This is a genomic window from Veillonellaceae bacterium (assembly GCA_025992895.1).
Classification (GTDB): domain Bacteria; phylum Bacillota; class Negativicutes; order Veillonellales; family Dialisteraceae; genus Dialister.
The window spans coordinates 2,121,749-2,135,268 of record DAJPGA010000001.1 but is presented as its reverse complement, the minus strand read 5'-3'; the positions used below and the strand labels follow the sequence as shown (position 1 = coordinate 2,135,268).

The 13,520-nt window shown below is 49.8% G+C and carries 13 protein-coding genes; 8 read left to right on the top strand and 5 right to left on the bottom strand.

The genetic code is table 11. The annotated features are described in order from the left end of the window. Positions 1-191: 191 nt before the first annotated feature. The 5 genes from OIM03_09580 (at position 192) to OIM03_09560 (ending at position 4,695) form a co-directional block, all read left to right on the top strand. Positions 192-764 (top strand): biotin transporter BioY, encoded by a 573-nt coding sequence (locus OIM03_09580; protein HJI74500.1) that lies wholly within the window; start codon positions 192-194, stop codon positions 762-764. Positions 765-788: 24 nt separating this feature from the next. Then, a complete protein-coding gene (gene bioD, locus OIM03_09575) occupies positions 789-1,463 on the top strand; it encodes a dethiobiotin synthase (GenBank protein ID HJI74499.1) in 675 nt (224 codons plus the stop codon). A 47-nt stretch (positions 1,464-1,510) separates the two neighbouring features. Further along, entirely contained in the window at positions 1,511-2,866 is a 1,356-nt protein-coding gene (bioA, locus tag OIM03_09570) for an adenosylmethionine--8-amino-7-oxononanoate transaminase (GenBank protein HJI74498.1), read from the top strand. 258 nt (positions 2,867-3,124) lie between these two features. Further along, the gene (locus OIM03_09565; GenBank protein HJI74497.1) at positions 3,125-3,823 is read left to right on the top strand and encodes a helix-turn-helix domain-containing protein; all 699 of its coding nucleotides are present in this window, start codon (positions 3,125-3,127) and stop codon (positions 3,821-3,823) included. 29 nt (positions 3,824-3,852) lie between these two features. Continuing rightward, on the top strand, positions 3,853-4,695 hold the full coding sequence (locus tag OIM03_09560; GenBank protein ID HJI74496.1) for an IS3 family transposase: 843 nt from the start codon (positions 3,853-3,855) through the stop codon (positions 4,693-4,695). Positions 4,696-4,781: 86 nt separating this feature from the next. Here the strand turns inward: OIM03_09560 and OIM03_09555 are convergent, their stop codons facing one another. Genes OIM03_09555 through OIM03_09545 form a run of 3 tightly spaced genes read right to left on the bottom strand, consistent with a single transcriptional unit; the run spans position 4,782 to position 7,469 of the window. Beyond that, positions 4,782-4,991 carry a hypothetical protein gene (locus OIM03_09555; protein ID HJI74495.1) on the bottom strand — a complete coding sequence of 70 codons (210 nt, stop codon included), beginning with the start codon at positions 4,989-4,991 and terminating at the stop codon, positions 4,782-4,784. A 43-nt stretch (positions 4,992-5,034) separates the two neighbouring features. Continuing rightward, positions 5,035-5,790, bottom strand: coding sequence for a LytTR family DNA-binding domain-containing protein (locus tag OIM03_09550; protein HJI74494.1), 756 nt, complete (start codon positions 5,788-5,790; stop codon positions 5,035-5,037). Further along, positions 5,766-7,469: a histidine kinase gene (locus tag OIM03_09545; protein ID HJI74493.1), complete on the bottom strand. Its 1,704-nt coding sequence runs from the start codon at positions 7,467-7,469 to the stop codon at positions 5,766-5,768. Before OIM03_09545 ends, OIM03_09550 begins: the two co-directional genes overlap by 25 nt. Before the next feature lie 550 nt (positions 7,470-8,019). Here OIM03_09545 and madL point away from each other — a divergent pair. The 3 genes from madL (at position 8,020) to mdcA (ending at position 11,076) form a co-directional block, all read left to right on the top strand. Next, a complete protein-coding gene (gene madL, locus OIM03_09540; protein HJI74492.1) occupies positions 8,020-8,412 on the top strand; it encodes a malonate transporter subunit MadL in 393 nt (130 codons plus the stop codon). A 27-nt stretch (positions 8,413-8,439) separates the two neighbouring features. Then, positions 8,440-9,207 (top strand): malonate transporter subunit MadM, encoded by a 768-nt coding sequence (madM, locus tag OIM03_09535; protein HJI74491.1) that lies wholly within the window; start codon positions 8,440-8,442, stop codon positions 9,205-9,207. Between the two features lie 195 nt (positions 9,208-9,402). After that, complete coding sequence (gene mdcA / locus OIM03_09530; protein ID HJI74490.1) at positions 9,403-11,076, top strand: malonate decarboxylase subunit alpha; 1,674 nt, start codon at positions 9,403-9,405, stop codon at positions 11,074-11,076. Between the two features lie 90 nt (positions 11,077-11,166). Here the strand turns inward: mdcA and OIM03_09525 are convergent, their stop codons facing one another. Next, on the bottom strand, positions 11,167-11,568 hold the full coding sequence (locus OIM03_09525) for an endonuclease domain-containing protein (GenBank protein ID HJI74489.1): 402 nt from the start codon (positions 11,566-11,568) through the stop codon (positions 11,167-11,169). 140 nt (positions 11,569-11,708) lie between these two features. Further along, entirely contained in the window at positions 11,709-13,505 is a 1,797-nt protein-coding gene (locus OIM03_09520; GenBank protein HJI74488.1) for a diguanylate cyclase, read from the bottom strand. Positions 13,506-13,520: the final 15 nt, after the last annotated feature.

The following is a 13,520-nucleotide window of genomic DNA, read 5'->3' as shown; positions in this document are numbered from 1 at the left end:
TAGATAATCTTCTAATTGAATATACCAGTCCCCAATGCAATGGGCTGTGACGAAATGTGTGCACATTTTTTTTCACAGCCCGATTTTCTATTGCTAAAATAGATTGTAAACGTTGAAACAAGAATACAGTTGTTATATCATAAAGATGTTGTTAACTGAATTATTTTAGACGATGAACAATTGGAGGCAGGATGGTAAAGAACATGACAGCAGAACGGAACAGGACGAAGGAGCTCGTACTCTTCGGCCTCTTCACCGCGCTGATTGCGATCGGCGCATTCATCCGCATACCGGTTCCGGTTTGTCCCTTCACGCTGCAGCTTCTCTTCACGACGCTGGCAGGGCTGATCTTAGGGAGCCGGAGGGGCGCGCTGTCCGTCGGGCTTTATGTCCTTCTGGGACTTTCGGGCGTGCCGATTTTCACGGAAGGAGGCGGGCCTTCGTATATCTTCCAGCCGACGTTCGGTTACCTCGTCGGCTTCATTGCAGGCGCGTGGGTGACGGGAAGGATATGCAAAATCACCGGAGGAAAGACGTTTGGCGAGATTCTTCTGGCAAACCTTTCAGGCCTCCTCGTCGTCTATCTCTTCGGGATGGTCTACGTTTACATCATCAATAATTACTACCTGGGAACACCGATCGGCGTCTGGCCGGTCGTGCTGTATTGCTTCATTCTGGCGGTGCCGGGCGACATTTGTCTCTGCATTCTGGCGGCCGTCATGGCAAGGCGCCTCGAAAGGGCAGCCGGGGATTTCCTCCGGTAATTTGAATGAAAGAAGGAGCAGGAAATGAGCAAAGGACTTTTCATCACAGGAACGGACACGGACATCGGCAAGACGTATGTGACGGCGCTGATCGTCAAGACATTAAGGAAGGCAGGGTATGACGCAGGCTACTACAAGGCAGCCATCAGCGGAGCGCCCACAGTCGCAGAATCTGATGCGGGTTTCGTCAACAAGTTTGCGGACATCAACGAACCCGAGGACATGATCCTCTCCTATTTATACCAGCATGCCGTTTCCCCGCACCTGGCAGCGCAGCTCGAAGGAAATCCGGTCGAGCTTCCTGTCGTCGAGAAAGCATGGAAGCGCGTGACGGAAAAGTTCCCTTACGTCGTCATGGAAGGATCTGGCGGCATTGCATGCCCGATCCGCCGCGATGAAAAGGCAAAGATCGACCTGACGGACATTATTAAAATGCTGAAGCTTCCGGTCCTCGTCATTGCTGATGCCGGCCTTGGCACAATCAACCATGTCGTGACGACGATCGAATACACAAGGGCCCGCGGTATTCCGGTCAAGGGCGTCATCCTCAATAACTGGAAGGGTGGCACGATGGAAGAGGACAATATCAAGATGATCGAAGAAATGTCCGGCGTTCCCGTCATCGCCAAGGTCAAGAGGGGCGATGAGATCCTTACCTGCGATCCGAAGGTACTTGCAGACTGCTTCGACGAAGCGTAAATATCCGGCGGCCGTACACCGCTTATGAAAAGGAAAAGGAGATCCAAATGACTGAAAAAATTGACTGGCAGGCAGAAGACAAAAAATATATCTGGCATCCCGCTATGCAGATGAAGGATAACGAAGTATTTCCTCCGGTCGTCATCGACCATGCCAAGGGCGTCTACCTCTATGACACCGAAGGCAAGCCTTACCTCGATATCATTTCTTCCTGGTGGTGCAACCTTCTCGGCCACTGCAACCCGGAAATCAATGAAGCGCTGAAGCGCCAGATCGACACACTTGAGCACGTCATCTTCACGAACTTCTCCCACAAGCCGGCCATCGAGCTCTCCCGCGAGCTTGCTGAGCTTTTGCCGAAGGGCCTCACGAAATTCACCTACCACGACAATGGATCCTCCGCTGTCGAAGCTGCTATGAAGATGGCATACCAGTACCATAACCAGACCGGCCATCCGGAAAGACAGAAATTCATGTGCCTTGACTCCTCCTACCATGGCGAAACCATCGGCGCCCTTTCCGTCGGCTCCATGGACGACTATGCAGGCATCTTCCATCCGCTCCTGATGGACAATATCCATTTCAAAGGTCTTGACTGCTACCGCTGCCCGTACGGCAAGACAAGAGAGACGTGTCATATCGAATGCTTCGAAAGCGCAGAAGAAGCCTTCGAAAAATTTGGCAAGGAAACCGCAGCCTGCATCGTGGAACCAGTCCTCCAGGGCGCAGCCGGCATGAGAATGTACCCGCCGGCCTATCTGACAAAACTCCGCGCCCTCTGCGACAAGTACGGCGTCCTCTTGATCGACGACGAAATCGCGGCTGGCTTTGGCAGGACAGGCAAACTCTTTGCCATCGAACACGCAGGCATCAGCCCGGACATCCTCTGCACATCCAAAGGCCTCACCGCAGGCTACATGCCGATGTCCATCACCGTCACCACCGACAAAGTCTACGACGCCTTCTACGATGACTACGGCACCCACAAAGCCTTCGTCCACAGCCACACCTACGCAGGAAACCCGATGGGCTGCGCCATTGCCCTCGAAGTCCTGAAAATCATGAAACGCGACCATATCCTGGACAAAGTCAACGAAGACGGCAAGTACCTCCACGAAGAACTTATGAAAGCACTCGGCCATCACAAGAACGTAGGTGAAATCCGTCACATCGGCCTCATCAACGCCATCGAACTTGTAGAAGACCCCGCCACCAAGAAAGCCTTCCCCTCCGAAAAGAGAATCGGCTGGCACGTCTTCCGCAAAGCCATGGCCAAAGGCCTGGTCCTGCGTCCGATGGGCGACGTCATCTACTTCAACCCGCCGCTTAATATCTCCAGAGGAGACCTCGACAAAGGCGTAGCACTCTGCAAAGAAGCCGTCGAAGCTGTACTGGGGGAATAGGGAAGTTTTCAAAAATAATATGAAATGCAAAAAGGAGATCCATCGAGGACCTCCTTTTTGTGTTTTCTCGAGCATAGCGAGGTTTTATGGGTTCTATATAACAAACAATACGACCAGCCTTCGGCTGAAGGAAATGCAACTCATCCGTCGCCTCCGGCGCCACCTTTGGTATGATTCAACAAGAAAGACAGAATAATATCATAAATATATTAGGAGGTCATTCTTATGCCATGTAAAACCAAAGCGTCCCCGGAGGAAATGTTAGACCAGATTGCTTCATATCTCTATCAGGGTGTTACGATTACCCAGGCAGCTGAAAATCTTCATATGAGCCGCATAACATTCAGGAAATGGGTCCTCCGGTATAAAGAGGAGGGCTTTAAGGGATTGCGGCCCAGGCAGCATTTGTCTTACTACTCCAATCAGATGAAGATCCAGGCCGTAAAGGAATATCTTAAAGGCGGTGTTTCCATGCTTTCCGTCTGTGCCAAATACAGAATTTCCGGCACACTCTCCCTTAAAACATGGATTGAGGCGTATAATGAGCATAAGTTGACAGACCTCGTTTCTGAAGGAGGAGATCTTATGGGCAAACGCCAGCAATCGGTCAAGGAAGAGCGAGTCAGAATCGTTCAGGAGTGCATCGCCAGTGGATGCGATTATAACAAGATAGCCAAGAAGTACAACATGTCCTACCAAACGCTCTACACATGGGTAAAAAAGTTCAAGGAAATGGGCGAAGTTGGTCTTGAGGATTACAGAGGAAAGCCGATCAGGCTCCAAACGCCCCGGACCGAAGAAGAACAGCTGCGTCAGGAGAATGCCAGACTTCTTGAAGAACAGAAGGATCTTATAGCAGAGATTGCCCTGCTAAAAAAAAAGATGGAGATAGAGGAAAGGTTGCGTTCCTCGAAGGATTCAGCCTTACTCACCTTCTCAGAGATTTTAAAGCCATAAAAGAAGTCCATGAAGAAACCAACATCTCCATAGAAAGTCTCTGCCGACTCTCAAAGGTCTCCCGGGCAGCTTATTACGGATGGCTGAATCATATTAAGAGCGGCCGTGAACTGCTGAGAGAAAAGGTCGCACAGGAGGTCATGAAAACCCATCAGGAATATCCGGATATGGGATACCGCCGGATTAACGATTGGATCAAGAAGGATGACAACATCAATATAAATGTAAGCGACAGTCTGGTTCTTCGTATCATGCGGATACTTAATATTAAGTCCGTGATCAAGTACAAGACCGATGGTTGCACTCGTAACGCAAAGGATCCAAAGTACATTTTTGAAAACCTGCTGAACCGTGACTTTGATGCCGGCGTGTCCAATGCAAGATGGATGACGGATGTCACTGAATTCAAGTACACAACTGCTGATGGAGTTTTGCACAAGTTATATTTAAGCGCGATTATTGACGGCCATGATCGCCGGATTGTCTCTTATGTCATCGGCGACAGGAACAATACTGCACTGGCTTTTGAGACAATGGAAAAGGCACTTAAAGAGAATCCTGGAGAACATCCAATGATTCATACCGACCGCGGATTCCAGTATACAAGCAACGGATTCCATAAGATTGTTGAAAAAGCAGGACTGGTTCACAGCATGTCCCGTGTAGGCTGCTGTGCAGACAACGGTCTGATGGAAGGGTTCTGGGGAATGCTGAAGCGCGAACGTTACTACACACGTAAATTCACCAGCCGTAAAGCAGTGGTAAGCATGATCAACGGCTACATCTACTTCTACAACAACAAACGCATTCAGCGCAAATTACATCTTTTAGCTCCAATGGAAGTATTCAACGCAGCTCCAATGGCTGCATGATTAAGATTAAAGTACGATTAGATTTTTTATGATATTTATTTGTCTGTATTAACAAATCCGCACCACCTTCTCCTCCCGGAGCAAGGTTAAAACCGGCCTACGGCCCTGAGACCGCATTTCCTCGAGCGCAGCGAGGTTTTATGGTTTTGCTTTTCCTCTTCGCGCTCCGCCGCGGTTGTATGGTGTGATAGGAAACAGCCTTCTTTCTTATCTTTTTTAAACAGAAGGCGTACCTTGGTTTTTATCGGTGGTGCGGGAGCAGCGTTCGGTCTTATGGTTTCCGCAATTCCCCCCATACAAAAACCTCCGGCTCTTGTCCGGAGGTTTTTTCAGTATTTTTTAAGATATATGCAGTGTATTCTTGAAGTCTTTGATGTAGTGCCTCGATACCGGAACTTTTTCCTTGGGGAAGTAGTTCATGGTGAGGAGGAGGGTGCCGTTGTCCTGGCTTTCGAGTTCCTGGATCATGGAGAGGTTGACGATGTAGCCTTTGTGTGTGCGGAAGAAGCCGTGGGGGGCGAGGAGCTGTTCGGCGTCACGGAGGGTCATTCTGGATTCGATGATGCCGCTGGTGGTGTAGAAGAGGGAGCGGTCGGATTTTTCTGTGGAGATGATGACGATTTCCTTGGAAGGGGAGATCATGACTGTCTTGTCTTTGGTCTGGAGGGAGATGCGCTGGGAGGTGTTGATGATTTCTCCCGGGGAGCGGTGGTTTTCTCTGAGTTCTATGCCGTCGGCGTATCGTTTGATGGTTCTCTGGATGCGTTTTTCGTCATAGGGTTTCAGGATGTAGTCGAAGGCTTCGAGGTCGAAGGCCTGGACGGCGAACTGGCTGTAGCCTGTGGCGAAGACGATTTTCACCGGGTAGTCTCTTTTCTGGATTTCCTTGGCGCATTCAAGTCCGTTCATGAAGGGCATTTCGATGTCAAGGAAGAGGATGTCGACGTTCGGGTGGACGTTCAGGAAGTCGAGGACTTCTTTTCCGTTTTTGCATTCTCCGACAATCTGCACGCCGGGGATGGTGGCGAGTTCGTATTTCAGTTCTCCTCTGGCAGGAATTTCATCGTCAGCTACCAGTACGCGTATGTCTTGCATGGTTCAAAGGCTCCTTTTTCTTCTTCAGCGGTGACTTTCGGGATGTTTGTGAAGACGAGTGTGCCTCTCCCTTCGCGGCTGATGATGTGGAGGCCGCTTCTTTCTCCGAAGAGGGACATGAGGCGCTGATGGACGTTGATGAGTCCGATGTGGTCGCGGCGCTTGTGATCGCGCAGGAGTCTTTTTCTCTTGGCTCTTGCGATGCCGACGCCTGTGTCGTAGACGTAGATCTTGTAGTGGTCTTTGTGCTCGATGAGGCCTGCTTTGATCTGGCCGCCTTCAGGCCGTTTGAAGATGCCGTGGACGACGGCGTTTTCTACGAGGGGCTGAAGGAGAAGGGGCGGGACCATGATGTCGTCGAGCTTGTCTTTCGGGAAGTCGTACTCGATCTGGAGCCTGTCGCCGAAGCGGGCTCTTTCAAGTTCCGTGTAGCACTCGATGACGTGGAGTTCTTCGGATAAGGGGATGAGCTTTGAAGGGTTGTTAAGGCTGTGGCGGAAGTAGTCGGAGAGGTACTGGATGAGCTTTCTGGCTGTTTCCGGGTCGCTTCGTATATAGTAGGAAATGGTATTTAATGTGTTGTAGAGGAAGTGCGGATTGATCTGCGCCTGGAGGGCACGGATTTCCGCTTCGGCCAGAAGGTTTTCTTCTTCCTTGAGTTTCTCGGATTCGTAAATGGATTCGAGGATGTGACAGATGCCGTGAAGGAATTCGGTGCCTGTCTTGGTGAAGGTGTCGCCTTTGGATTTGGCGGCGAAGATGGAGCCGACGACTTTGCCCTTGTACTTGACGGGAAGGGTAATGAGGTGGGGAAGATCAGGAAGTGAGTGCTGCAGTTTCAGTATCGCGATTTCCGCATCGCCCTGGTTCTTGTCGGCGTCGTCTTTATAGTTGGTTCTTGTATAAATCTGATCATTATATAAGATGGCGGCCCAGATGAGTGTGGGGAGTGATGTCGTCATGATTTCCGTGACGCGCGCCACGGAGAAGGATTTGAATCCGTCGTGGAGCGTGGAGAAAAGGGTGATGACGGCATTGAAGGTGCTCTTGGTCGTCTGTGTCTTTTCGGAGTCTCTCTGGTGGATGAAGAATTCCATAGCAAGGTAGAAGATGCTGACAGCGATCGTGTTTGTCGCAATGATCGGGAGCGACAGGTGGAAGAAGTTCACCGGGTACGTTGTCGTTGTCGGCCAGGTGAGGAAAGCGAAGAATATCCAGAAGAGGAATTCCAGGATGAATGAGTAGAGGAAGGACCAGAACCAGAGGTTATGGAAGTGGTTCTTCAAACGGTAGGAGAGGAATCCTGCCGCGATGCCCTGGATGATGGAAAGTCCACCATGGATGAAGGCAGAGTCTGTATTGATGAAGAAGGCGCGGTGGATGCCGACGATCGTGCCGACGGCTGTCCCGACAATCGGTCCTCCGACGAAGCCGCCAAGAAGGATGCCGACGGCTCTGAAATTGATGATGCCGCCTCCGGCTCTGACGTTCCAGTATGTCCCGCAGAGACCTATGACGGAGAAGAGTATGATGAAAATTCCTATTTGCTGCCTGGTGAATTCTTTCGCCGTGATGGCCTGCCTGAAGAATGTGGTGCGGCAGATCATGAGAAGAAGCAGCAGGAATAAGGATATGCCAAACCAGACATGCTGGATCCCTATGATCCAATTAGGTTCCATGGTGTCACCTCAAATACGAAATCAAGGAAGTGGATGCATTGTCTTTTCCCGAAAGAGCATGAAAAAAGCATTCCCGGAAAATAAGTATATTATAATAAATACCTTATGTATGTGCAAAGAACCATAGATTATTCAACATGTATTACAAAATAGGATTAATAACCACTTTCTCAAGAAGTTTCGGTCAATACAGATTTTTCTATAAGTGGTTGATCGATGATGAAATTATCATATAAATGCATCTCATCTGCGAATATCTGCATCTTACCGGTCCTGCATCTTACCCTTTTCTAAGTGCATCTTATCGAAAAAATAGAGAAGTGACTTTACATTTCCTATATACTGTAACCGATGAAATTCAACGGAATATCTGTGTCTTATGCGCATATATTACTACCATTATACCAAATCTTTCAGGTGATGCGCGAGTGGCGGATTTCCTGAAAGGGGTGAATCAATTCTGGCTCGTAGCCTTCTGGGAAGAGAAGGCTGTTATAGAGTAAATTCATGTACAGAAAAACTGTACGAGTAAAGAAAGGAAGGGATTTTCATGATTATTTATGGTGTTGCTCTTCTGGCAGGCTGCTTCATGGTAGGCAACCTGATCGGCGACATGCTGGGCGTTGTTCTGGGGGTCAAGGCTAACATCGGCGGCGTAGGTTTCGCTATGTTGTTCCTGATCATCATCTCCAGCTGGGCACAGAAGAAGGGTCTCATGAAGGAACCGGAAGAACAGGGTATCAAATTCTGGTCCGCTATGTACATTCCGATCGTCGTAGCAATGAGCTCCATCCAGAACGTAGCAGCTGCACTGAGCGGCGGCGTAGTCGCAGCAGCAGGCGGCATTCTGGCAGTAGCAGTTGGCTTCCTCCTGATTCCGGTACTGGCTAAGAAACAGCCATCCGCAGAAGTATCTGCAGCTAAACCGGAAGACAAGAAATAATTCTAGAAAAGAAAAGGAGGTAACAACATGGATATTGTAGCTATTGCAACAAAACTGTTCAATTCAAACGGCATGGTCTTCTCGTTTATGCTTCTTGGTATCATCATGTATTTCGCTTACAAAATCGGGAAGTTGACTCATGGCCGTATCCACGGCAGTGCTATCGCTATTTTCTTCGGTCTGGTTCTCGCTTATATCGGCGGTGTAACAACCGGAGGCCACAAAGGTATCGCTGACGTTCCGCTCTTCGCAGGCATGGGCCTCGTAGGCGGCGCTATGTTCAGAGATTTCGCTATCGTTTCCACCGCATTCGGTGCTGACCTGGCAGAAATCAAAAAAATCGGTGTAAGAGGCGTTCTGTCCCTGTTCATCGGTGAATTCATCTGCCTGCTCGCAGGCTTCGCTGTTGCTTATCCAATGGGATACACTGATCCAATCGATCTGGTAACCATCGGCGCAGGCATTGCAACATTCGTTGTAGGACCTGTTACCGGCGCAGCACTCGGCGCTTCTTCTGAAGTTATCGCTATTTCCATCGCAGCTGGCGTTGTTAAGTCCGTACTCGTTATGGTCGTAACTCCGTTCGTTGCTAAGGTTCTCGGCCTTGACAACCCGCAGTCTGCTATGGCATTCGGCGGCATCATGGGCACCACTTCCGGCACCGCTGCTGGTATGGCTGCTGTTGATCCGAAGCTCGTTCCATACGCAGCTATGACAGCAACATTCTACACCGGCCTGGGCTGCCTGCTCTTCCCATCTGTATTCTATTTCCTGACACAGATGATCTTCGGTTAATCCGAACAAACCATGTGATTTAACAGAGGTCTGACGCTGCTCCCGCGCCGGACCTTTGGTTAACTCATGCGCCATCTGACGTAACTTTTACAGAAGCGGCGTAAGAGCTGTACTATAATAATAAGGGGCGGGAGCAATGAAAGACCTGTCATTCATTTGTTTTTATGTTTATTGTGTATAGAAAGGATTGAGAAGATGTTAGAAATCAAACCAAGCACGAAAAACTGGAACACCAGAGGCGAAGATACCGCTGCAAGACTGAAAGATGGTTCCGCTTACGCTAAAGGCAAGATCGTTGCTGCTGAAGACACTGTAAAACTCCTCGAAGCTGTACTCCGTCCAGGCGACAAGGTCAATATCGAAGGCGACAACCAGAAACAGGCTGATTTCCTCGCAAAACAGCTGTGCGCAGTAGATCCGACCAAGATTCATGACCTCCATATGATCCAGTCCACCCTGTCCATTCCGGAACATCTCGATGTTTTCGAAAAGGGCATCGCTCACAAACTTGATTTCGCATATGCAGGAAGCCAGGGCAAACGTCTGGCTCAGATGGTACAGAACGGCGGCGTAGAACTCGGCGCTATCCATACTTATCTGGAAATGTACTCCCGCTACTTCATCGACCTGGTACCGAGAGTTTCCCTCGTTACCGCTGATGCAGCTGATGCTGAAGGCAACATCTACACCGGTTTCTCCACTGAAGATACACCAGCTATCGTTGAAGCAACCAAATTCAACCAGGGCATCGTAATTTTCCAGGTCAACAAGATTGTTGACAAGCTGCCAAGAGTCGACATCCCGGCTGACTGGGTTGACTATGTCATCGAAAGCCCGACTCCTTACATGCTGAACCCGCTGTTCACCCGTGACCCGGCTAAGATCACTAACGAACGTATCCTCAAAGCTATGATGGCTATCAAAGGCATCTATGCTGAATACGGCGTAAAGGTTCTGAACCACGGCGTAGGCTTTGATACCGCTGCTGTAGAACTGATTCTCCCGACCTTCGCTGAAAATCTCGGCCTGCGCGGCAAGATCTGCACCCACTGGGTACTGAATCCGCATCCGACCCTGATTCCGGCTATCGAAACTGGCTGGGCACAGGCTATCTACTCCTTCGGTTCTGAAGTAGGTATGGAAGAATACATCAAAGCTCGTTCCGACATCTTCGCTATCGGACCGGACGGCACCATGCGTTCCAACCGTGCATTCGCACAGGCAGCTGGCCACTATGCAGCTGATATGTTCATCGGCTCCACCATGCAGATCGACCGCTTCGGCAACAGCTCCACCGCTACAAAGAACAACGTAGCAGGCTTCGGCGGCGCTCCGAACATGGGCTGCGATGCTAAAGGCCGTCGTCATGTAACCGAAGCTTGGAAGAAAGCCGGCGAAGAAGTAGCTAACCGCTATGAACTCATGGGCGACAGAAACCGCGGCAAGAAACTCGTTGTTCAGATGATCACCACCGTTTCCGAAAAAGGCTTCCCGGGCTTCGTAGATCAGCTTGATGCTGTAGCTCTGCAGAAGAACGCAAACCTGGATCTGGAACCAATCATGATCTACTCTGATGACCTGACCCACATCGTATCCGAAGTAGGTATCGCTTACCTCCACAAGTGCCACAACATGGAAGAAAGAATGAACGCTATCCGCGCTGTAGCAGGCAAGACAGAAGTAGGCAAACTCGAAGATCCGGAAATCACCAAGAAACTTCGCAAGGAAGGCATCGTAAAACTTCCGGAAGACCTCGGTGTCAACCCGGCTGAAGCAACCAGAGACCTCCTGGCTGCTAAGAACATGAAGGACCTCGTTGACTGGTCTGGCGGACTCTATGATCCGCCGGCTAAATTCAGAAACTGGTAATCCTTTCAGTTCTTGAGTCAAGCTGTCATATAAAAAGCTGTGCAAGATGAGAAATCATTTTGCACAGCTTTTTTGATATTCTGGTCTTTGTTACTGGGATTCTGAAATGACAGCTTCATGTCCGAATTCCTTCAATCGCTCAGTCGTTATGCTTTCAATGTGTTTGCATACACCGTCAAAATTGAAGAAGATATCAGCTTCAGAATACCTGAGAACGCCGTTGCTCTGAAGTTCGCTTTTACGCTGATTCCACTTTTCGTACGACAATCCGAGATCAGAATGCCGGCTTTTGCTCTCTACTTCTATGATGAGCTTCGCTTTGGAGCAGTAGAAGTCAGCAATATAATTTCCAATCACAAATTTCCTTCTGAAGCGGGGCTGATGCTTCCTGAGGAACCTGAACCAAAGATTGGATTCCATTCCTGTCATTGTTTTCCTCTGCGCCTTGGCACGTTCTTTCATTTCTCTGTTGATGGGCGTAAAGTCAGCCATAATTTTCTCCTTTCTAACATTAAAATTTCTTCCGTATACTCTTTCTTATTTATGCTATATTAATTACATAGTACGCAATATTTTTTCCACATAAAAAGAGCAGCCCTTTTCAGAGCTGCTCTTTTCTATTTCCTATTCAATTATTTATTGGTGGACTTCTCGCTTCTCAGGAGGATGACCTGGTTTTTCCCTGCGCCTTTTGCGGTGTAGAGGGCGCTGTCCATTCTTCTGTAGAAGCTTTCGAGTGTTTCTCCTTCGTAGGAGGTGGTGACACCGAAGCTTGCGGTGACTGTCTTGCCGTCTGGCAGGATGTCTGCTTCTGCGAAGTTTCTTCTCATGCGGTCGGCTACTTTTTCGGACTGGTCGATGTCTGTATCCGGCAGGAGAATGACGAATTCGTCGCCGCCCCAGCGGCCGGCATAATCGGTCGGGCGGACGCCGTTTTTCATGATGTCGGCAAGGCGGATGAGGACTTCGTCGCCGACGCCATGTCCGTAGGTGTCGTTGATGTGCTTGAAGGAGTCGATATCAATCATGATGGCTGAGAATGTGTGGTGCGTCTTGTTTGTGTCTTCGATGAGATGACGGAGGACCCATTCGATGCGGCCTCTGTTCAAAAGGTCTGTCAGGCTGTCGTGGCCGGCTACGAAGGCAAGCTTCTGGTAGGCGTCGGACAGTTCCTTGGATGTGACGGTGATGAAGGAGGCAAGGCGCTGAACGGTGGAGAGGGAATCATCGAGGTTCAATGCCGGGTCATTCTCGATGTGCGACGGGTCATTGGAGATTTCTGCGATGGTTCTCTGGTAGTCCTTTGTTTCTTCACGGAAGGCAGCAGAGACAAGGTTCATGTTCATGGTGTAAACGTGGCCTTCGATGCGGTCGATCTCGCCTCTGGTGTAACCACCGGCAGCAGGTGTGATTCTTTCGTAGGCGCTCAGGATCTGGTTGACGTCATCTTTCAGGTAGTACCTTCTGACGACGCAGGAGAAGAGGAGCATGCCCTGTGGTCCGAAGTCGCGGATGCGGCCTAGGACTCTGCGGCTGCCATTGATGATTTCATTCGGATCGCCGTATGCCATGCGGAGCTTGTCTCCGACGTGGAGGGCGATATTGAATACGAGGGAGCCGTCTTTGCGGCAGCTCATCGGAAGGCGGGCGAGTTCGACGCCGTCTTTTTCGACGACGAGCGGGAAGCTCAGTGTCTTCTTGTCGAAATCGACGGAAGGGTCGATCTTCAGATATTTTTCATAGAAGTTGACGGCAGGGCGATGGTCGAGTTCCTTGATGACCATATTGCCGTCCATGGCGGTAATCGTGACCTGACGGCCGAGCGGCTGCCAGCCGAGTACCGAACGCGTGAGGACTTCGACGGTGCCTCTGAAGAGCACGATGACGAATCCTTCATTCATGATGGCTTCTTTATCAAAGATATAGGATGGCTGATTGAGATCATCCGTGTCAGCGCCGCCGCCGAAAACAGAAACGGAAGGCGGGAGTGCTGAAATAGCGTCCAGGAAGGGCTCTACATTGCCCGTAAGCTGGGTTTCCAGGATTTCCACAGCGCGAAGGTCCTTCATGTTCTTGCAGACTTCAAAGCACTTCTCAGCCGCATCTTTGATGCTCATGTCTTTCATATCATAGTGCAGCACTTCGACAGGACTTTCGTCAAAGGCCATGAATGAAAGGATGGTCTTTCCCGTATTCATTTGTCCGTCTTCTATGCCGCCTGCGGTCGTGAGCCCTGCGATAGCGGCTCTGGGAAATGCTTTTGAAAGCCCGTCTGTCATTGCCTGGATCAGCGCGGGATCGTTCCAGTGTGTGAAAATCGAGATGGAAAGATAGGGTGCAGGAGATGGGTGAGCTTCCTGGAATGCTTTGATGCATCCGGAAAGTTCGTCGATGTCCTGCAGAGTATACGTGTTTTGATACAAAGCCAATCATTTCCTTTCATG